This is a genomic window from Sphingomonas lenta (assembly GCF_002288825.1).
GTDB classification, from domain to species: Bacteria; Pseudomonadota; Alphaproteobacteria; order Sphingomonadales; family Sphingomonadaceae; genus Sphingomonas; species Sphingomonas lenta.
Window position 1 is genome coordinate 662,750 of the sequence record NZ_NSLI01000003.1, and the last position, 19,833, is coordinate 682,582.

The 19,833-nt window shown below is 70.9% G+C and carries 15 protein-coding genes; 7 read left to right on the forward strand and 8 right to left on the reverse strand.

Translation table 11 applies throughout. The features are described 5' to 3' along the window. The first annotated feature begins 3 nt into the window (after nucleotides 1-3). Nucleotides 4-840: a Rossmann-fold NAD(P)-binding domain-containing protein gene (locus CKY28_RS10385; RefSeq protein WP_095998243.1), complete on the forward strand. Its 837-nt coding sequence runs from the start codon at nucleotides 4-6 to the stop codon at nucleotides 838-840. Here CKY28_RS10385 and CKY28_RS10390 read toward each other — a convergent pair. From CKY28_RS10390 to CKY28_RS10400, 3 genes are read right to left on the reverse strand one after another with little or no spacing between them, the layout of a single operon-like run. Beyond that, nucleotides 750-1,667, reverse strand: coding sequence for a DMT family transporter (locus CKY28_RS10390; protein ID WP_095998244.1), 918 nt, complete (start codon nucleotides 1,665-1,667; stop codon nucleotides 750-752). The two genes, CKY28_RS10385 and CKY28_RS10390, sit on opposite strands and share 91 nt — an antisense overlap. After that, entirely contained in the window at nucleotides 1,664-2,665 is a 1,002-nt protein-coding gene (locus CKY28_RS10395; protein ID WP_095998245.1) for a threonine aldolase family protein, read from the reverse strand. The genes CKY28_RS10390 and CKY28_RS10395 overlap by 4 nt, the downstream gene beginning before the upstream one ends. A gap of 38 nt (nucleotides 2,666-2,703) precedes the next feature. Next, entirely contained in the window at nucleotides 2,704-4,758 is a 2,055-nt protein-coding gene (locus tag CKY28_RS10400) for a transglycosylase domain-containing protein (protein WP_095998606.1), read from the reverse strand. 258 nt (nucleotides 4,759-5,016) lie between these two features. On the opposite strand from CKY28_RS10400, the gene CKY28_RS10405 reads away from it, so the two are divergent. Then, nucleotides 5,017-5,595, forward strand: coding sequence for an NADPH-dependent FMN reductase (locus CKY28_RS10405; protein WP_095998246.1), 579 nt, complete (start codon nucleotides 5,017-5,019; stop codon nucleotides 5,593-5,595). Between the two features lie 36 nt (nucleotides 5,596-5,631). Here the strand turns inward: CKY28_RS10405 and CKY28_RS10410 are convergent, their stop codons facing one another. Further along, nucleotides 5,632-5,886, reverse strand: coding sequence for a DUF6356 family protein (locus CKY28_RS10410; protein ID WP_095998247.1), 255 nt, complete (start codon nucleotides 5,884-5,886; stop codon nucleotides 5,632-5,634). A 28-nt stretch (nucleotides 5,887-5,914) separates the two neighbouring features. Next, complete coding sequence (locus tag CKY28_RS10415) at nucleotides 5,915-7,309, reverse strand: UDP-N-acetylmuramate--L-alanine ligase (protein ID WP_095998248.1); 1,395 nt, start codon at nucleotides 7,307-7,309, stop codon at nucleotides 5,915-5,917. Nucleotides 7,310-7,395: 86 nt separating this feature from the next. On the opposite strand from CKY28_RS10415, the gene CKY28_RS10420 reads away from it, so the two are divergent. The 3 genes from CKY28_RS10420 to infC are packed head-to-tail and all read left to right on the forward strand — an operon-like array spanning nucleotide 7,396 to nucleotide 10,853. Continuing rightward, nucleotides 7,396-8,211 (forward strand): LD-carboxypeptidase, encoded by an 816-nt coding sequence (locus CKY28_RS10420; protein ID WP_095998249.1) that lies wholly within the window; start codon nucleotides 7,396-7,398, stop codon nucleotides 8,209-8,211. Nucleotides 8,212-8,264: 53 nt separating this feature from the next. After that, a complete protein-coding gene (gene thrS, locus CKY28_RS10425; protein ID WP_095998250.1) occupies nucleotides 8,265-10,259 on the forward strand; it encodes a threonine--tRNA ligase in 1,995 nt (664 codons plus the stop codon). Nucleotides 10,260-10,319: 60 nt separating this feature from the next. Next, nucleotides 10,320-10,853, forward strand: coding sequence for a translation initiation factor IF-3 (gene infC / locus CKY28_RS10430; protein ID WP_095998251.1), 534 nt, complete (start codon nucleotides 10,320-10,322; stop codon nucleotides 10,851-10,853). A gap of 16 nt (nucleotides 10,854-10,869) precedes the next feature. On the opposite strand, the gene CKY28_RS18680 is transcribed toward infC, so the two are convergent. Both CKY28_RS18680 and CKY28_RS10435 read right to left on the reverse strand, forming a co-directional pair. Beyond that, nucleotides 10,870-11,028 carry a hypothetical protein gene (locus CKY28_RS18680; RefSeq protein WP_176473052.1) on the reverse strand — a complete coding sequence of 53 codons (159 nt, stop codon included), beginning with the start codon at nucleotides 11,026-11,028 and terminating at the stop codon, nucleotides 10,870-10,872. Further along, nucleotides 11,025-13,775 (reverse strand): [protein-PII] uridylyltransferase, encoded by a 2,751-nt coding sequence (locus tag CKY28_RS10435; RefSeq protein ID WP_095998252.1) that lies wholly within the window; start codon nucleotides 13,773-13,775, stop codon nucleotides 11,025-11,027. Before CKY28_RS10435 ends, CKY28_RS18680 begins: the two co-directional genes overlap by 4 nt. A gap of 315 nt (nucleotides 13,776-14,090) precedes the next feature. Between CKY28_RS10435 and CKY28_RS10440 the strand changes: the two genes are divergently transcribed. Continuing rightward, the gene (locus CKY28_RS10440) at nucleotides 14,091-15,932 is read left to right on the forward strand and encodes a beta strand repeat-containing protein (RefSeq protein ID WP_095998253.1); all 1,842 of its coding nucleotides are present in this window, start codon (nucleotides 14,091-14,093) and stop codon (nucleotides 15,930-15,932) included. A gap of 47 nt (nucleotides 15,933-15,979) precedes the next feature. Continuing rightward, nucleotides 15,980-17,275 carry a glycosyltransferase gene (locus tag CKY28_RS10445; RefSeq protein ID WP_141243906.1) on the forward strand — a complete coding sequence of 432 codons (1,296 nt, stop codon included), beginning with the start codon at nucleotides 15,980-15,982 and terminating at the stop codon, nucleotides 17,273-17,275. Here CKY28_RS10445 and mutS read toward each other — a convergent pair. Beyond that, a complete protein-coding gene (gene mutS, locus CKY28_RS10450) occupies nucleotides 17,245-19,821 on the reverse strand; it encodes a DNA mismatch repair protein MutS (RefSeq protein WP_095998607.1) in 2,577 nt (858 codons plus the stop codon). The two genes, CKY28_RS10445 and mutS, sit on opposite strands and share 31 nt — an antisense overlap. Between the last annotated feature and the right edge of the window lie 12 nt (nucleotides 19,822-19,833).

Sequence of the window (19,833 nt, forward strand, 5' to 3'; positions counted from 1 at the left end):
GTAGTGCACCTCCTCATCTTCGGCCTCGGCTACACCGCCGGCCGCGTCGCAGTCGCCGCCCGCGCCCGCGGCTTCACCGTCGCCGCGACCACCCGCGACGGCCGCGCCGGCACGCTCCGCTTCGACGACCATCACGCCGTCGCGGCCGAGCTCGCCCGCGCCACGCACATCCTCTCCTCCGTCCCGCCCGACGGCGAGCACGACCCGGTGCTGACCGCGTACGGCGACCAGCTCGCCCGCACGCCCGCTTGGCTGGGCTACCTTTCCTCTACCGGCGTCTATGGCGACACCGGCGGCGCCTGGGTCGACGAGACCGCCCCCACCGGCGCAGGTCGCCGCTCCGCCCGAGCCCGCGCCGACGCCGCCTGGCTGGACGCCGGCGCACGGGTGTTCCGGCTACCCGGCATCTACGGCCCCGGCCGCTCCGCGCTCGACCGCGTTCGAGAGGGCAGGGCGCATCTCGTCGACAGCCCGGGCCAGGTGTTCAGCCGCGTCCACGTGGACGACATCGTCTCCGGCGTGCTCGCTGCGCTCGACGCCCCGTCCGGCGCGTACAACCTCGCCGACGACCGACCCTGCTCACAGAACGAGGTGGTGCGCTACGCCGCGCGGCTGCTCGGGTTGCCCGAGCCGCGCGTCGTGCCGCTCGACAGCCTCTCGCCCATGGCGCGCGGCTTCTATGCCGAGAATCGCCGTGTCGCGAATGGGAAGGCCAAGCGCGTGCTAGGCTGGACCCCGCACTATCCCGACTACCGGTTGGGCCTGCGCGCGGTGAGCGCGATCACCAGCCCTACGCCTGCGAGCAGCCCGCCGGCCGCCGCCAGCGCCGACCAGCGATAGCCTTCGAACACCGTCGAGAACAGCATCGCGATCACCGGCACGACCACGCTGTTGTACGCCGCCTTGGCCGGGCCGATCACGCGGATGATGTTGAAGTAGAGCGTGAACGCCACCGCTGACGCGAACACGCCGAGATAGAGGACGCCGAGCAGATAGCCCGGCCGCGGGTCCCAGCTCGGCGGGCCCGCGAGCGCAAAGGCCGCGCCCGCGTCGATGGCGGCCCCGATCAGCATCCCCGCCGCCAGCATCGACGCCATCGGATACGCCTTGGCCGTCGCCGAGCCCTGCATGACGTTGGTGATCGACGCCGACAGCACGCCCAAGAGCGTCAGGCCGACGCCCAGCATCACCTGTCCCGGCCCGTTCGGGTCCACCCGCGCCTCGTGCACGAAGAGCAGCGCGATCCCGCACACCGCGACCGCCGAGCCCAGCAGCAGCTGCCGCCCCAGCCTCTGGCCCAGGAATACGCGCCCGAGCAGCGCGTTCGGCACCAGCATCAGCGCGAACACCACCGCCACCAGCCCGGACGTCACGAACCGCTCCGCCTGGTAGACGAAGTTGAAGTTGAGGCAGAACTGGAACAGCCCCAGCACCGCCGCGAAGCTCAAGCCTCGCGCGTCGGTCGGCCAGCGGTCGCCGCGCCACCACGCCACCGCCGCCATCGCCAGCCCCGCCACGATGAAGCGGTATGCGACCGACCATTGCGGCGGCACCGTTCCGATCTGGTCGGCGATGACGATCCAGGTCGATCCCCAGATCAGCACCACGACGAAGAAGGGGAGGAGGATGGAGAGGCGGGTGGAGTTGGGCCGCGTATCCCCGCTCACAACGCGCGCACCGCCTCCGCGAGCGGGCGGATCACGTCGGCGCCCTGGTCCCACGACACCACGAACCGCGCCTCGCCCGGACCCCAATCGTAGAAGTCGAACCCCTTGGCCCGGAGCGAAGCCGCTTCTTGCGGAGTCACGCGCAGGAACACCTCGTTCGCCTCCACGGCGTGTACCAGACGGTCGCCCGCGGCTTGCGCGAGCAGCGCCGCGCCCTCGTTCGCGCCGCGCGCGCACTCCAGCCACAGGTCGCCGTCGAGGTGCGCCAAGACCTGCGCCGCCAGGAACCGCCCCTTGCTGAACAGGAGCGCTGCGCGCTTGCGCCGCTGCGGGGTGTAGGCCGCCAGCTCCGGTTTGAAGAACACGAGCACTTCCGCCGACATGCCGCCGTTCTTGACGAAGCCGAAGGAGAGCGCGTCCACGCCCGCCTTCCACGTCAGGTCCGCGACACCCGCGCCGGTCGAGACCACCGCGTTCGCGAACCGCGCCCCGTCCATGTGGAAGCCCCAACCGCGTGCGTGCGCCAGCTCGCCGATCGCCGCCACCTCGTCGGGCTTGTAGACGAGGCCGTACTCGGTCGCGTTGGTGATCGACACCGCGTGCGGCTGCACCCGGTGCACGTCGTTCGCGATCAGGTCCGCCGTCTGCGCGATGATCTCCGCCGAGAGCTTCGCGCCCTCGCCGTCGGCCAGGTACAGCTTGGCCCCGTGCGTGTAGAATTCGGGCGCGCCGCCCTCGTCGTTCTGGATGTGCGCGTCGCGGTGGCAGATCACGCCGCCGTGCGGCGGGCAGAGCGCGGTCAGCGCGAGGCAGTTCGCCGCCGTCCCCGTCGGCACCCACAGCGCGCGCACCTCGGTGCCGAACAGCTCGGAGAAGCGCTCGTCGAGCCGCTTGGACCAGCGGTCGCCGTCATAGGCTGTGTCTTGGTGGTTGGCCGCGTGCAGCGCCTCCATGACTTTGGCGTGCACGGGGGCGGCGTTGTCGGAGAAGAAGCGCATCGCGCGGCGGGTAAGCGCGAGAACGGACTAGGTAAACCCTAGAACTCCCCCTCCAACTCCTCTTCCACCGGCGGCCGGCGCTCCTCGCGCGGCGGCGGGGGCGGACGCTCCTCGCGCCGCGACGGCCCGACGGAAATCGTGCCTTCGGGATCGACCTGCAGGTCGACGCCTAGCCCCTCCAGCTGCTCGGCTAGCGGCGGCAGCTCGGGGATCGCGCCCTCCGGGAGCACGATGCCCTCGTTCGCCAGCACGTCCTCGACCGTCGTTTCCGCGACGGGCGCACGCGGCGGCGGCGCGATGTTCAGCGCGGAGGACATGAAGTCGCGCCAGATGCGCGCGGGCGCGCCGCTGCCCGTCAGGCCCGCGGGCTTGTTGTCATCGCGCCCGACCCAGACGCCCACCACCAGGTCGCCCGCGAAGCCCACGAACCAGGCGTCGCGCCCGTCCTGCGTCGTGCCCGTCTTGCCGAACGCCTCGACGGGCAGCCGCGCCTGATAACCCGTGCCGCGCATGGCGGAGCCGAGCAACGATAGCATGTCCTCGTGGATCCGCTCCGGCATGTCGCGCCCGCCGCCCGTCAGCGTCTGGTACCAGCTGCGCTCCTCGGCTTGTTTCAGCCCGTGCGGCTGGACCGGATAGCGCCCGCGCGCGACCGCCGCGTAGGCCGCGGTCAGCTCCAGCAGCGACACGCCGCTGGTGCCGAGCCCGATCGTCGCCTCGTTGGCGATGGGCGTGGAAATGCCGAGGTCGCGCGCCGCCTTGATGACGTTCTTGACTCCCACGTCCTGCGTCAGCCTGGCCGCCGCGACGTTCGACGACCGCGCAAAGGCCTGCGCCAGCGAGATCTCGCCCAGGTAGCGACCGTCATTGTTGCGCGGCTTCCAGCCCGCGATGTCGACCGGCCGGTCCTCGACCGTGGAGGCGGGCGTCATGCCCTGGCGCAGCGCGGCGAGGTACACGAACAGCTTGAACGTCGACCCCGGCTGGCGCCTCGCCTGCGTGGCGCGGTTGAACGAGGACTTGGCGTAGTCGCGCCCACCCACCAGCGCCACGACCTTGCCGTCCGGCCGCATCGCGACCAGCGCCGCCTGCATGCCGCCCGGCGTGCCCGCGCGCACGCTGCGCTCGGCGGCGCGCTGCAGCCGGCGGTTGAGCGTCGTCTCCACGGTCGAGTCCGACTGGACTTCGCCCGCCCGGTCGCGCGCCTCGGGCAGTACCCAATCGGCGAAATAGGTGCCGCTGGGCAGCGTATCCGCGCGTTTGGCCTTGACGCGCTGCGGCTGGACGCGGTCGGCCTCGCGCTCGGTCAGGAAGCCCGCGTCCACCATCACGCCCACCACCACCGCCTGGCGCTTGCGCGCGCCCGACAGGTTGCTCGTCGGCGCGAGGCGGCTCGGCGCCTTGACCAGCCCCGCCAGCATCGCCGCCTGGCCGATGTTGAGGTTTTGCGGCGTGCGCCCGAAATAATGCTTCGACGCCGCCGTCAGCCCATAGACGTTGTCGCCGAAATAGACGTTGGACAGGTAGCGCGACAGGATCTCGTCCTTGGTCAGCCACGTCTCCAGCCAGAACGCGATCATCACCTCGCGGAACTTGCGCGCCATGGTCCGGTCGGAGTCGAGGAACGCGTTCTTCGCCAGCTGCTGGGTGATTGTAGAGCCGCCCTGGCGCACCCCGCCCGCGCCGAAGTTGCTCCACGCCGCGCGCGCGATGCCGCGGAGCGAGATGCCCCAGTGGTCGTAGAAGCGCCGGTCCTCGATCGCGAGGAACGCCTCGCGCACATGGTCCGGCAGCTTGGCCGCGTCGACCGGCCGGCCGATGATCGCGCCGCGCCGGGCGATCGGCGTCCCGTCGTCGGCGGTCAGCGTGATCGACGGCGGCGTCGGCGGCTTCAAGGACTTGGACAGCGGCGCGGTGATCGCAAGCCAGCCGATCGCCACGACGAGCAGGATGATGCCGACGCTTAACGTCCGCGAGATGATCCGGCCCCAGCGCCGCCGCTTCTTGGGCGCGGGGGGCTCCGGCGGGAGAGGGTAGCCCCAATCGTCCTTCAGCGGCTCGGTGCGACCGCTCGGGGCGGTCAGGTCGTCCATCGGTGCGCCACCCCAGAACGAGCTTCGCCCGCTCTGTTGAGGCGCGAATACCGGGTCCGGCTCGGGGGAGTCGGTCGGCTCGGAGTCCAGGTCGCGCCGCCAACGCCGGCCGTTGCTGTTGTCGAAGGGGTGGGGGCGCATGCCTCTACTCAACCGTGTGAGCCGGCTAATACACCAGCCGATAGCCGGATACTAGTGCCGCGCTTCCCATTCCGCCAGCCGGGCCCTAAGTCGCGACGGAACGAGCGGGAGCGGAAGGTGACGGAAGGCGACAAGCCCTTGGTGGTCGGCATCGGCGGCACGATCGGCGCGGTCTCGTCCACCGAGCGGGCGCTCCGGATCGCGCTCGACGCCGCGTGCGACCAGGGCTTCCGCACGCGCATGTTCGGCGGTGCCGACATGGCGCGCCTGCCGCTCTACGACCCGCGCGCGACCAGCCGCACGGATCACGAGCGCGAGTTCGTCGACACGGTGCGCCAGGCGTCGGCGGTGATCATCGCGAGCCCCGGCTATCACGGCTCCATCTCCGGCGTCGTCAAGAATGCGCTCGACCTCCTGGAGGAGACGGCCAAGGACCAGCGGCCCTACCTCGCCGACATGCCCGTCGGCCTGATCGCCACCGCATACGGCTGGCAGGCGACCGGCAGCACCATCGCCGCGCTCCGCTCGATCGTCCACGCGCTCAGGGGCTGGCCCACGCCCTTCGCCGCGGCGATCAACACGCAGGTGACCAAGTTCGATGACGGGGGCGGCGCGAGCGATCCGGCGGTGCTGGAGCAACTGCGGTTGGTGGGACGCCAAGTCGCCAGATTCGCCCCGCTGGTGGAGCGCCCTTAGCCCGATCCTCCCCCACCTTGCTGGGGGAGGATCGGTTCAGATCACATACTCGACCGACTTCACCTGCGCCCGGTCGGCCTTCACCGCGCTCCGCTTCGCCACCAACCTTGCATGTAACCGCGCGATCGTGCGCGAGCCCGAGGTCTTGCACAGCGCCGGCACCGCCGCGTGCACCAGGCAGGCGATCCCGCCCACGATCATCTCCGCGCCGAACCGGCCCGCGACGCGCGCGTGCTCGCCATAGCTCTCGCCCACCTCGTCGGGATGGTCCAGGAACAGCTTGCGGAACATGCGCGTCTCCCCGTGGTCAGGCCCCAAGTTAACGCGCGGCGAGCTCGCGCACCATCCCCTCTGCGAGCAGGCTCAGCGTGTCGTCGCGCGCGCCCATCACCACGACGCGGTCGCCCGCGCGGGCCTCGGCCACCAGCGCCCGCGCCGCCTCCGTTCGGTCGGCGACGTGGCGCGCATTGCGCCCGGCCTCGACGACGCCCCGCACGATGTTGTCGCTGCCCACCTCGCGCGTGACGGTGCCGCCCTGGTAGACGGGGTCGGGCATGACCAGCAGGTCGTCCGCCGCCATCTTCTCGCCGAAGGTCCGGACCAGCTCGCGCCCCATCATCTTGAGCGGCCCGAAGCCGTGCGGCTGGAACATGAGCAGCAGCCGTCCCGGAAAGGCGTGCAGCGCGTCGAGCGTGGCGGCGATCTTGTCGGGATTATGCCCGAAATCGTCGATCACCGCGACGCCGCCCGCCTCGCCGACCAGCTCCATGCGCCGCCTGAGGCCTACGAAGCCGCCCAGCGCCTCCGCCGCCTCCCCGACCGGCAGTCCGGCCGCGACGCATGCGCCGATCGCCGCCAGCGCGTTGGACACGTTGTGCCGGCCGGGCACCTGGAGCGCCACGGGCGTGACCCCGCCCGCATGGTGCAGCTCGAACTGCACGCCGAACGGCTCCTCGACCAAGTTCCGCGCGACGAGGTCGCCCGCGCCCTCGACCGAGAAGAACAGGCGCGCCTCGCGCTGGATCGCCTCACCCAGCACCAGCGCGTCCGGGTTGTCGGCGTTGACCACCACGCGCGACGCCTTGGCCAGGAAGTCGCGGAACAGCAGGTTCAGCTCGTCCAGCGCCTTGTGGTCCAAGCTCACATTGTTGAGCACCGCCACCCGCGGCCGGTAGAGCGCGATGGAGCCGTCGCTTTCGTCCACCTCGCTCACGAACGCCTCGCCTTGGCCCACCAACGCGCTCGCGAATGGCGCGTCGGGGGTGGCGAAGTTCTTCATCACCGCGCCGTTCATGACGGTCGGGTCGCGGCCGGTGGCGTGCAGGATCCAGCCGATCATGCCCGTGACGGTGGACTTGCCGCTCGTGCCAGCCACGCCGATCGCGAGCGCGCTGTCGTTGAACAGGCTGGCGAGCAGCTCGGCGCGCGTCGCGCGCGGGCAGCCGAGTTCGTTCGCGCGGACGATGTCGGGCACCGTCTCCTCGACCGCGGCAGACGCGACGACGAGCTGGTCGGCGGATGCGATGCCGCTCCCGTCCTGGGCGAAGAGCGCGATGCCGAGCGTGCGCAACGCGTCGAATTTGGCCGGCACGCGCCCCTGGTCGAGCGCGCGGTCGGACCCCGCCACCTCCACGCCCCGCGCGCGCAGGATCATCGCCAGCGGCATCATCCCCGACCCGCCGATCCCGACGAGGAAAGCTTTGTCACGCAACATGGGCTGCGGGGTTAGTGGGGGCGGGGCGGCCGGGCAAGCACCCGCCCGTCTCGACTTCGCGGCCTACGCCCGGCAAACCGCGCACCATGAAGATCGCCGTCGTCGCCCCCGCCAGGCCCATCGACCCGCTGGTAGGCGCCCGCGTCTCCGCCTTCGCCGCGATCGCCTATCCGCAGGTCGACCTGTACGTGCACCCGCAATGCTTCGAGAGCGACGGGCATTTCGCCGGCTCCGACCAGGTTCGCGCCGCCGCTTTCCTGGAGGTCGCGAACGACCCGAGCATCGACGCGGTCTGGTTCGCGCGCGGCGGCTACGGCTCCAACCGCATCCTCGAGCTCGTCATGCCGCGGCTGGGGGACGCGGCGCGCAACAAGACCTATCTCGGCTATTCCGACATGGGTTTCCTGCTCGCCGCCCTCTACGCGCGCGGCTTCGGGCGTCCGGTGCACGGGCCGATGGCGGTCGACATCGGGCGGCAGGGCGGCGACCGGACGGTGGCGCGCTCGCTCGGCTGGATGGTGGGTCGCGACCGGCAGGGGCTCGAGCCCAGCCTCGGCGGACGCCCGGCCGCGGCGTTCAACCTGACGATCCTCGGAAACCTGATCGGGACACCCTGGCTTCCCGACCTGACCGACCATGTGCTCATGATCGAGGAAGTGTCCGAACCGCTCTATCGGATCGACCGGACGCTGTTCCAGATGGCGCACGCGACGCAGCTCCAGGGCCTGGCCGGCGTGCGCCTGGGCGCGGTCACCGACGTCCAGTCCAACGACCCGCCCTGGGGGGAGACGCCGGAGACGATGATCCGCCGCTGGTGCGGGGAGATGGGGGTGCCGTTTCTTGGTGCGGCGGAGATCGGGCATACGGGGGGCAACACCGTGGTACCGTTCGGGGTGGCGTAGGGGTGGGTTCGGCCTTAGATGCCGCGCTGCACACAAGCCCTGGAAAGCCTTCGATGACCGCCATGTTCCGAATCACGCTGCCCGACGGATCCGCCCGTGAGGTCGCGCCCGGAACCACCCCCGCCGACGTCGCCGCCGCGATCGGCCCTGGCCTCGCCAAGGCCGCCATCGCCGCGCGCGTGAACGGCGAGGTGCGCGACCTCAACCGCCCGCTCGACGGCGACACCGAATTGGCGCTGATCACGCAGAAGGACGAGAAAGAGGCGCTGGAGCTCGCGCGCCACGACTATGCTCACGTCATGGCCGAGGCGGTGCAGCACCTGTTCCCCGGCACGGAGATCACCTTCGGCCCGGCGACCGAGGACGGCTTCTACTACGACTTCGCACCAAAGGAGCGGCCGTTCACCGAGGATGATCTGCCCGCGATCGAGGAGGAGATGCGCCACATCATCGCGCGCAACGAGCCCTTCACGCGCGAGGTGTGGACGCGCCGGCAGCTGATCGACCGCTGGACCGAACAGGGCGAGCGCTTCAAGGCCGAGTGGGCCGCCGAATTGCCCGAGGATGAGGAGCTGACGATCTACCGCCAGGGCGAGTGGCTCGACATGTGCCGCGGGCCGCACATGCCCTCCACCGGCCGCCTCGACCCGCAGGCGTTCAAGCTGACGCGCGTGTCGGGGGCGTACTGGCGCGGCGACCAGAAGAACGCGATGCTGAGCCGCATCTACGGCACCGGCTGGCTCAACAAGAAGCAGCTCGACCAGCATCTGCACATGCTGGAGGAGGCCGCCAAACGCGACCACCGCAAGCTGGGCGCGGAGATGGACCTGTTCCATCTTCAGCAGGAGGCGCAGGGCTCCATTTTCTGGCATCCCAAGGGCTATATGATCTGGCGCGAGCTGGAGGCGTATCTCCGCCGTCGCCTGGATGCGGGCGGCTACCGCGAGGTCAAGACGCCGCAGCTCATGGACGCGCGCCAGTGGGAGCAGTCGGGACATTGGGGTAAGTATCGCGAGAACATGTTCGTCGTCCCCGACGAGATCCCCAGCGGAGAGGACGACCGGCCCGTGCTGTCGGGCAAGGCGGACCTCATGGCGCTCAAGCCCATGAACTGCCCCGCGCACGTCCTGATCTTCCGCCAGGGCATCAAGTCGTACCGCGACCTGCCCATCCGCCTGTCGGAGTACGGCTGCTGCCATCGCAACGAGCCGCACGGCGCGCTCCACGGGCTGATGCGCGTGCGCCAGTTCACGCAGGACGACGCGCATATCTTCTGCCGCCAGGACCAGCTCGTCGACGAGGTGAGCATGTTCTGCGACCTGCTCGACCGCGTGTACAAGGATCTCGGCTTCGAGAAGTACGCGATCAAGCTCGCGCTCCGGCCCGAGAAGCGTTTCGGCACGGACGAGATGTGGGACTGGTCGGAGCAGTCCCTACGCGACGCGGTCAAGGCGACGGGCCGCGACACGCCCGAGTTCGGCTGGGAGGAGCTGCCGGGCGAAGGCGCCTTCTACGCGCCCAAGCTGGAGTTCCACCTGACGGACGCGATCGGCCGCACCTGGCAGGTCGGCACTATCCAGACGGACACCGTCCTGCCTGAGCGCCTGGACGCATCCTATGTCGGCGAGGACGGCGAGCGCCACCGCCCGATTATGCTCCACCGCGCGATCTTCGGCTCGTTCGAGCGGTTCATCGGCATCCTGATCGAGCATTACGCCGGCAAGTTCCCGACCTGGCTCGCGCCCGTCCAGGCGGTCGTCGCGACCATCGTGTCGGACGCCGACGACTACGCCCGCGAGGCGGTCGCCAAGCTCCGCGCCGCGGGGCTCAGGGTCGAGAGCGACCTGCGCAACGAGAAGATCAACTACAAGGTCCGCGAGCACAGCCTCGCCAAGGTCCCCAACCTGCTCGTCGTCGGCAAGCGCGAGGCGGAGGAGGGAACGGTCGCGCTACGTCGGCTGGGAAGCCAGGGCCAGGAGATCGTGGAGCTAGGCGCGCTGATCGAGCGGTTGACGGCGGAAGCGACGCCGCCGGACCTTTCCCGTTAACCGGGAAAGGATTATATAAGCGGTTCAGAACAACCAGGAGAAATACCCATACGTCCTCCCATGATGCGCCGGCCCATGCAGGCGCCGCCGATGAACGGACCTCGCTTCAACGAGTGGATCCAGTCGCCCCGGGTCCGCGTGATCGACCATGAAGGCGAGAATCTCGGCGTGATGTACACGCGCGAGGCGATCGCGCAGGCGCAGGAGGTCGGGCTCGACCTCGTCGAAGTGTCGCCCAACGCCGATCCGCCCGTCGCCAAGTTCCTGGACGTCGGCAAGTTCAAGTACGAGGCCCAGAAAAAGGCCAACCTCGCCCGCAAGACGCAGAAGACGCAGGAGATCAAAGAGATCAAGATGCGTCCGAACATCGACGACCACGACTACGACACCAAGATGAAGAAGGTGCAGGAGTTCATCGGCGAGGGCGACAAGGTGAAGGTGACGCTGCGCTTCCGCGGCCGCGAGCTCAGCCACGGGCAGCTCGGCATGGCCGTGCTCCAGCGCGTCGCCAGCGACACCGCCGAGATCGCGAAGGTGGAGGCGTTCCCGCGCATGGAAGGCCGCCAGATGCTGATGGTGCTCGCGCCCAAGTGACGCCGGTCGGCGGGGGCTAGTCGCCTCCGCCGCCATCCTGATGCCAAGCTGTTCCGGTGCTTCGTTCGTCGCCGCCGCGCACGTCGTGCGTCTTCGACGTCAGTCCACGCCATAGGCCAATCAGCCCCAGGGCGATCACGACCGCACCTACAATCAGGATGAGGTGATCGGTCACGCCGCCACCTCCATCCGCTCGCCCGCGGCCGCATCCAGCAGGCGCCGCTCCAGCGCGCGCAGGCGCTGGGGCTGGGTGATGCGGTCGCCCGTCAGGTCGGTCACGTAGAACACGTCCACCGCGCGCTCGCCGTACGTGGCGACGTGCGCGGAGTGGATCGTCACGCGCGACTGGAAGAGCGCGTGGGCGAGCTGGTTCAGCAGCGCCGGGCGGTCGCGCGCGTTGACCTCGACCACGGTGAAGCGGTTGGAGGCGTGGTTGTCGATGAGCACGTTGGGCGCGATCGGAAAGGCATCGGCGCGGGTGCGGGCGGCGGGCTTGGCCTCCAGCCGGTCGGCGAGGCGGCCGCGATTGGCCAGCGCGTCCTCGATCGCCGTCTTGAGGCGCGCGAGCTGGCCCGCCTCGTCGAAGGGACGGCCGAGCGGGTCCTGGACGAGGAAGTTGTCGAGCGCGCAGCCGTCGCGCGTCGTGTGGATGCGCGCGTCGATGATGTTGCCGCCCGCCAGGTGGATCGCGCCCGCGATGCGGTAGAACAGGCCGGGATGGTCGGCCGCCTGGATCGTCACCAGCGTCGCGCCGCGGTCGGGATAGACCTGCGCGTCGATCGCCAGCTCCCGGCCCGCGGCCTCCGCCATGAACCGGGCGTTGTGGAGCAGCACCGCGTCGGGTTCCGCGATCCAGTACGCCTCCGGGAAACGGCGCACGTGCGCGGCGAACGCGTCGTCGGACCAGCCCAGCGCCCCGCGCAACGTCGCCTGCTTGGCCGCGATCCGCTCGGCGCGGCCGCGCTGCTTGTGGCCGAGGCGGAGCACCTCCTCGGCGGCTTCGTATAGCTCGGACAGGAGCTGGCGCTTCCAGCTGTTCCACACGCCCGGCCCGACCGCGCGGATGTCGACCACCGTCAGCACGAGCAGCAGCCGCAGCCGCTCGGGCGACTGCACGACGCCTGCGAAGTCGAGGATCGTCTTGAAATCGGACAGGTCGCGCTTGAACGCGGTCGCCGACATGAGCAGGTGGTGGCGCACCAGCCAGGCCACCGTCTCCGTCTCCGCGTCGGTGAGGCCCAGCCTCGGCCCGAGCCGCTCCGCCACCTCCGCGCCCAGCACCGAATGGTCGCCGCCGCGCCCCTTGGCGATGTCGTGGCACAGCACCGCCACGTAGAGCGCGCGGCGCGAGACGATCTGCGGGAAGATCGCGGTAGCCATGGGGTGGTCGTCGCGGAGCCCCCCTTTCTCCACGCGCGCGAGCAGGCCCAACGCGCGGATCGTGTGCTCGTCGACGGTGTAGTGGTGGTACATGTCGAACTGCATCTGCGCGACGACGCGGCCGAAATCGGGCACGAAGCGGCCGAACACGCCGCTCTCGTTCATCCAGCGTAGCACCAGCTCGGGATCGCGTGGGCTGGTCAGCACGTCGAGGAACAGCGCGTTCGCCCGCGGGTCATCGCGCACCTCGTCGGCGAGCTTGGCGTCGCGCGCGGCGGCGCGCATCGCCAGCGGGTGCACCTCCAGCCCGTGCTTGTCCGCCAGCTGGAAGATCTCAACGAGGCGCACCGGATCCTCGCGGAAGAAGCCGTCATTCGGCAGCGCGAGCCGTCCGCGGTCGAGCACGAAGCCGTGGAGCTTGCCGGGCCGCCGCTTGAAGCTCGGCAGCGCGAACCAGCGCCGCCCCCGCGCCGCGAACCGCTCGTCCAGGTGCGCCAGGAAGACGCCGGTGAGCGTCCCCACCGTCTTCGCCTGCAGGAAGTAGTATTGCATGAACCGCTCGACCTTGGAGCGGCCCGGCCGGTCGCGGAAGCGCATGCGCTCGGCGATCTCGCGCTGGACGTCGAAGGTGAGCCGGTCCTCCGCGCGGCCCGTCAGCGCGTGGAGGTGACAGCGCACCGCCCAGAAGAAGTTGTCGGCGCGGTGGAACTGCCGATACTCCTCCGTGGTGAACAGCCCCACGTCGACGAGCTGCGCGGCGCGGTCAACGTCGTGGATGTACTTGCCGATCCAGAACAGCGCGTGGAGGTCGCGCAACGCGCCCTTGCCCTCCTTGATGTTGGGTTCGACGACGTAGCGCGTGTCACCCATGCGGCGGTGGCGCTCGTCGCGCTCGGCGAGCTTCTGCCCGATGAAGGTGCGTTCGGTGCCGGCCTGCACCTCCGCCTTGAAGCGGCGCATCGCCTCCGCGTGCAGGTCGGGGTCGCCGCAGACGTGGCGCGCCTCGAGGAGCGCGGTCCTGACCGTCACGTCGTTGCACGCCTCGCGGATCATCTCGTCGACCGAGCGGCTGGAATGGCCGACCTTCAGCTTCAGGTCCCAGAGCGCGTAGAGCATCGACTCGATCACCTGCTCCGAGTGCGGCGTGCGCTTGGCCGGCGTGACGAAGGCGATGTCGACGTCGGAATGCGGCGCCATCTCGCCGCGGCCGTAACCGCCCACCGCGAGCACCGTCAGCCGCTCGCCCGCGGTCGGGTTGTGCAGCGGATGGAGGCGGGCGGTGACGAAACGGTGGAGCGCGCCGACCACCTCGTCGATCAGGTACGCCTGCGCGTTCGCCGCCTGGAGCCCGCAGGACGGCTCGGCGAGCAACCGCCGCGCGACCTCCGCGCGGCCGGCGTCGAGCGCGTCCTTCAGCAACCGCGTCGCGTGCCGCCGCAGCGTGCTCCCGTCCGATTCGGGCAAGTGCGACAGCGCGGCGGCGAGCGCGTCGCGGTCGACGATAACGCGGCGGTTCGGGAGCGAGGCGAAGCGGTCGGTCACGGGGCGAAGCTGAACAAGTTGACTCGCGTTGACGCGTGGCGCGGTCCCCGAAGGTAATGAAGGTAAGCCGATGTCGCGTGGAAAACACGACGAACCGTCGTGCGCGGGGCCGAACAACTTGATGCGGGTCGACGCTTGGATCGGGCTTGGCCGGGGAACAGCCTAGCCGGAAAGGAGCGACGTGCGCGCAGCATGAGGTGACGGTCGCACAGCGCCGTTCGGTAGGACAGCGAAAAGTCGGCCGCGGGCCCGAGCCAAATTGCGCTTCCGTTCGGCGCCCCCTAGACCCTGTCGCGACGCTTAGGGAGAGTTTTCGTGGCCAGCATCAACGGAACCGACGGTTCGGACAGCATCAACGGCACGGACGGCGCCGACTCCATCTCCGGCCTGGGCGGCGCCGACACGATCAACGGCGGCCTGGGCGACGACACGATCGACGGCGGGGCCGGAGCCGACCGGATGGTCGACCAGGAAGGGACGAACACGTTCTTCGTCGATAATCGCGACGACCGCGTCGTCGGTAGCGGTCGCGATACGGTGATCACCTCGGTCAGCTACACCCAGTTCCTCACCGCCTTCGAGCCGGGAGGCGGCAGCGGCCTCCTCGAGATGCGCGCGGCGGCCGGAACTGCCCTGATCAATCTGACGGGCGACTTCGGACCCAACCGCCTGATCGGCAATGACGGCGACAACGTGCTGATCGGGTTGAACGTCGAGGGGGCGCTCAACGGCGACACCATGATCGGCCTGGGAGGCAACGACACCTATGGCGTCGCTAATGCCGGCAGCGTGATCACGGAAGCGGTGGGCGGCGGCGTCGACAGCGTATTCGCCGACGTGGACTTCACGCTGGCGGCCGGCAGCGAGATCGAGCTGCTGTCCGCCGCCGATCAGACCGGCACGCGGGCGTTCCGCTTCACCGGCAACGAGTTTGCCCAGACCATCATCGGCAACTTCGGCGCGAACGCGCTTCGCGGCGGCGGCGGCGCGGACACGCTCAGCGGCCTGCGCGGCGACGACAGCTACACCGTCGACTCCACCGCGACCGTGATCCAGGAAGCGGCGGGCGAGGGCGCGGACACGCTGGTCGTGACGGCGGCGGCGGCCAACTACCTCCTTAACGTCGGCGCGTCGGTCGAACTGCTGCGTGCGGAGGCGGGCGGTGCCGCCATCAACATCGGCGGCAACGAGTTCAGCCAGCGCATCGAGGGCAACTCGGGCGCGAACATCCTGTCGTCGGGCGGCGGCGGTGGTGTGGATACGCTGGTCGGCTTCGACGGCGACGACACCTACCGGGTGTTCGCGACCGGCGACGTGATCGAGGACACGGGCGGGTTCGACACCGTGTACGCGAGCGGCACGAGCTACTTCCTGTACTCGACGGCTGCGGTGGAGTACCTCTCGCCGTCCGAGCAGGCGGGCACCACCGCCATCTATCTCGTGGGCAACGGCGCGTCCCAGCTGATCGCGGGCAATTACGGCGACAACATCATCAACGGCCGGGGCGGTGACGGCCAGGCCGCGCCCGACACGCTGGTCGGCCTGTTCGGGAACGACAGCTACGGCGTGTTCAGCCAGGGCGATGTGGTGCGCGAGGCTGCGGGCCAGGGCACGGACGTGGTCTACGCCAGCGCGAGCTACCAGCTGCGGCAAGGAACCGAGATCGAGGGCCTGAGCGCGGTCAACCAGCAGGCCGCGGACGCCGCGTCCGCGTACACGCTGCGCGGCAACGAGTTCGCGCAGACGGTGGTCGGCAACAATGCCGGCAACGTGCTGGACGGGCGCGGCGGCAACGATACGCTGGTGGGCTTGGGCGGGGCGGACACGTTCGCGTTCACCACTGCGCCGGGCACGAATAACGTGGACACGATCCAGGACTTCGGGGCGGGCGACCGCATCGGGCTTGACGCCGGCATCTACCGTGGCCTGGCCGAGGTCACCACCGCGGTGGCCGCCGACCGGTTCGTGGTCGGCACCGCCGCAGGCGATGCGGACGACCGCATCATCTACGACCAGGCCACCGGCCGGCTGTTCTACGACGGCGACGGCAACGGCGCGGGCGCGGCCGTGCAGTTCGCGCAGCTCGCGGCGGGTACGGTGCTTACAGCGGCGAGCTTCGTCATCGTGCAGCCCGTGGGCGACCTGCCGGCGATGTGAACGGGGCGAAGCGCGGGCTCGCTTCCGCCAACCATGAGGTGATTCCCATGACGTCGCCCCGCATCGTCCTCGCTACGATCGGGACGTTGGGCGACCTGCACCCGTTCATCGCGATCGGGCTGGCGTTGCGCGAGCGCGGGGTGGAAGCGGTGCTGGCGGTTCCGGAGGACCATCTGCCCAAGTGCCGCGCGGCGGGGCTGGAGGCGCACGCGATCATGCCGCGGTTCGAGGAGGTCGGGCGGGCGATCGGCCTGCCCGACGACGAGATCGTGCGGCGCGTGGTGTCGGACAACGATTTCCTGCTCCGGCGCGTCATCCTGCCGTCGACGGGGGACGGCGTGGCGCGGCTGGTCGAGCTGGCGCGCGGGGCGGACGCGGTGGTGGGGTCGGCGGTCGCGCCCGCGGCGGGGATCGCGGCGGAGCGGTTGCGGTTGCCGTTCGTGCACGTGCTGCTGCAGCCGTTCCTCTGGTTCAACCCGCACGACCCGCCGCGCGGGCCGTCGTTCCGGTTGTTGAAGGGCGCGCCGGTCGGGCGAGCGGCGCGCGCGTGGAACGCGGTGCTGCTGGCGGCGATCCGGGCGGAGCTGCGGCGGCGCTTCGGCGGGGAGCTTAACCGCGTGCGGCGGGAGAACGGGCTGCCCTCCTCCCGCGCGGCACCGATGGTCGATGCGGGGCCGTGGGTCGCGCGCGAGCTGGGCGTCTACTCGCCGCTGCTGGGCGGCGCGCCGGCGCGGGCGACGGTGACGGGCTATCCCTGGTTCGACCGCGACGAGGACGGGACGGCGGCGCTCGATGCGGAGCTGGCGGCGTTCCTGGACGCGGGGCGGCCGCCGCTCATCGTGTCGCTCGGCTCATTCATCCCGTACTCCGACACCGACCTATATCGGCGCGCCGCCGACTTGGCCGGGCGGCTGGGCCTGCGCGCCGTGCTGCTGACCGGCGAGTCGCAGGCCGAGCCGTCGCGCGACGTGCTCGTCCGGCCCTACGCGCCGCACTCGCTGCTCTTCCCGCGCGCGGCGGCGGTGGTGCATCACGGCGGGATCGGCACGACGGGTCAGGCGCTACGGTCGGGCCGGCCGCAGCTCGTCACGCCGTTCATGGGCGACCAGTTCGACAACGCCGCGCGCGTCGAGCGGCTGGGGGTTGGGCTGCAGGTCGCGCCCAAGCGCTTCGCCGCCCGAGCGCCGGGGCTGGTCCGGCGGTTGCTCGACGATGCGGGCGTCGCGTCGCGCGCGGCCGCCGTCGGCGCGCAGGTCTCGGCTGAGGATGGGGCGGGCGCGGCCGCGGAAGCGATCCTGCGCGTCGCCGCCGATCAGTCTCGCGCCAGCGCCTTCAGCCGGTAGAGCGTGTCGAGCGCCTCGCGCGGGGTGAGCGCGTCCAGGTCGAGCCGCTCCATCTCGGCGCGCAACGGGTCGGGCGCGGGCTCCTCCGCCTGCGCGGCCGCGGCGAACAGCGGCAGGTCGTCCAGCCCCGCCGCGAGCCCGCCCGTCTTCTGGCGGCCGGCCTCCAGCTTCGCCAAGATGCTCTTCGCGCGCTGGACGGTCGCGGGCGGCATGCCGGCGAGGCGGGCGACGGCGAGGCCGTAGCTGCGGTCGGCGGGACCGTCCGCCAGCTCGTGGAGCAGCACGAGATCACCCTTCCACTCGCGCGCGCGGACATGGTGGAGCGAGAGCGCGGGGAGGCGCTCGGCGAGGCGGGTCAGCTCGTGATAATGCGTCGCGAACAGGCAACGGCAGCGGTTCTCCTCGTGGATCGCCTCCACGACCGCCCAGGCGATGGCGAGGCCGTCATAGGTGGACGTGCCGCGGCCGACCTCGTCGAGTATGACGAAGGAGCGGGGCGTCGCCTGGGCGAGGATCGCGGCGGTCTCCACCATCTCGACCATGAAGGTGGAGCGACCGCGGGCGAGGTTGTCGCTGGCGCCGACGCGGCTGAACAGGCGGTCGACCAGGCCCAGGGTCGCGCGGGCGGCGGGGACGAACGAGCCCGCCTGCGCCAGCACGGCGATCAGCGCGTTCTGGCGGAGGAAGGTCGACTTGCCGCCCATGTTCGGGCCGGTGACGAGCCAGAGGCGGCCGTCCTCCGACAGACGGCAGTCGTTGGCGACGAAGCGCTCGCCCTGGCGGGCCAGCGCGGTCTCGACGACGGGGTGGCGGCCGGCCTCGATCTCGAAGCAGGGGTGGTCGACGAGCTGCGGGCGGACCCACCCGCCCTCCGCCGCGCGTTCCGCCAGGCCAGCGGCCACGTCTAGCCGGGCGAGCGCGTCGGCGGTGTCGGCGATGCGTTCGCGATCCTGGAGCGCGCGGGCGGTCAGCTCCTCCAAGTGCGCTGCTTCGGCGGCTAGGGCATGGCTGCCCGCCTGCGTCACGCGCATCGCCACTTCGTGCAGCTCGGGCGTGTTGAAACGGACGACGCCCGCGAGCGTCTGGCGGTGCGTGAAGCCGCTGTCGGGCCTCATCAGCGGGTCGGCGGCGCGGGCCGGGACCTCGACATGATAGCCGAGCACGCCGTTGTGGCGGATCTTGAGCGCCGTGATGCCGGTCCGCGCCTTCAGCTCGCCCTCGAGCGCGGCGATGGCGCGGCGACCGCCCGACCCCGCGTCGCGTAGGTCGTCCAGCGCGGCGTCGTAGCCGGGCGCGATATAGCCGCCGTCGCTGGCGTCCACCGGCGGCTGGGGCACGAGCGCGCGCTTCAAGAGGTCGATGAGGGTGCCGTGGCCGCGCAGGCGGGGCGCGAGGTCGGCGAGGAGGGCGGGGGGGCGGTCGACGCCGGCCAGCCGCTCGCCGAGCTGCCACGCGCCGTCGAGGCCGTCGCGGAGCTGGCCCAGGTCGCGCGGGGAGCCCCGGCCCGCGGCGAGGCGGCCGAGCGCGCGGCCTATGTCGGGAAGCGCGCGCAAGGTGCCGCGCAGCCGCTCGCGCAAGGCACTGTCGTCGTGGAGGGACTGGACGAGGTCGAGCCGCCGGTCGATTTCGGCGCGATCCATCAACGGCGCGCCGATATCCGCGCCCAAGAGCCGCGCGCCGCCGCCGGTCACCGTGCGGTCCACGGCATCGAGCAGCGATCCCTTCCGCTCGCCCGCTTGGCTACAGCATAGCTCCAGGCTCTCGCGCGTGGCGGGGTCGATCGCCATGGCCTGCGCCGAGGCGTGGACGACGGGCGGACGCAGGAAGGGCAGCGCGCCTTTGCTCGTATGCTCCAGATAGGCGACGAGCCCGCCCGCCGCCGCCAGCTCGGCCCGGCCGAAGCGGCCGAAGCCGTCCAGCGTGGCGACGCCGTAGAGCCGCTTCAGCCGCGCCTCTCCGCCCGCGGAGTCGAACTCGGTCTTGGGACGGAGCGCCGTCGCGATCTCGGGGTAGGCCGTCGCCTCGGACGCGACCACCTCGGCGGCCGCCAGCCGCGCCATCTCGGCGGGGAGCGCGCTTGGCTCCGCGCGGACGATCTCGAAACGGCCGGTGGACACGTCGGCGCAGGCGAGCGCCGTCTCGCCGCCCGCCTCGCCCAGCGCGACGCACCAGTTGGCGGCGCGGCTGTCCAGCAGCGCTTCCTCGGTCAGCGTGCCCGCGGTGACCACGCGCACGATGCCGCGCCCCACCAGCGCCTTCGACCCGCCGCGCTTCTTGGCCTCCGCCGGGGTCTCCGTCTGCTCGGCGATGGCGACGCGGTGCCCGGCCTTGATGAGCCGCTGGAGGTAGCTCGTCGCCGCGTGCACGGGCACGCCGCACATCGGCACCGGCTCGCCCCCATGCTCGCCACGCGCCGTCAGCGCGATGTCGAGGACGGCGGCGGCGATCTTGGCGTCCTCGAAAAAGAGCTCGAAGAAGTCGCCCATGCGGTAGAAAAGCAGGCAGTCGCCGGCCTCGGCCTTAAGCGCGAGGTACTGGGCCATCATGGGGGTGGGGGC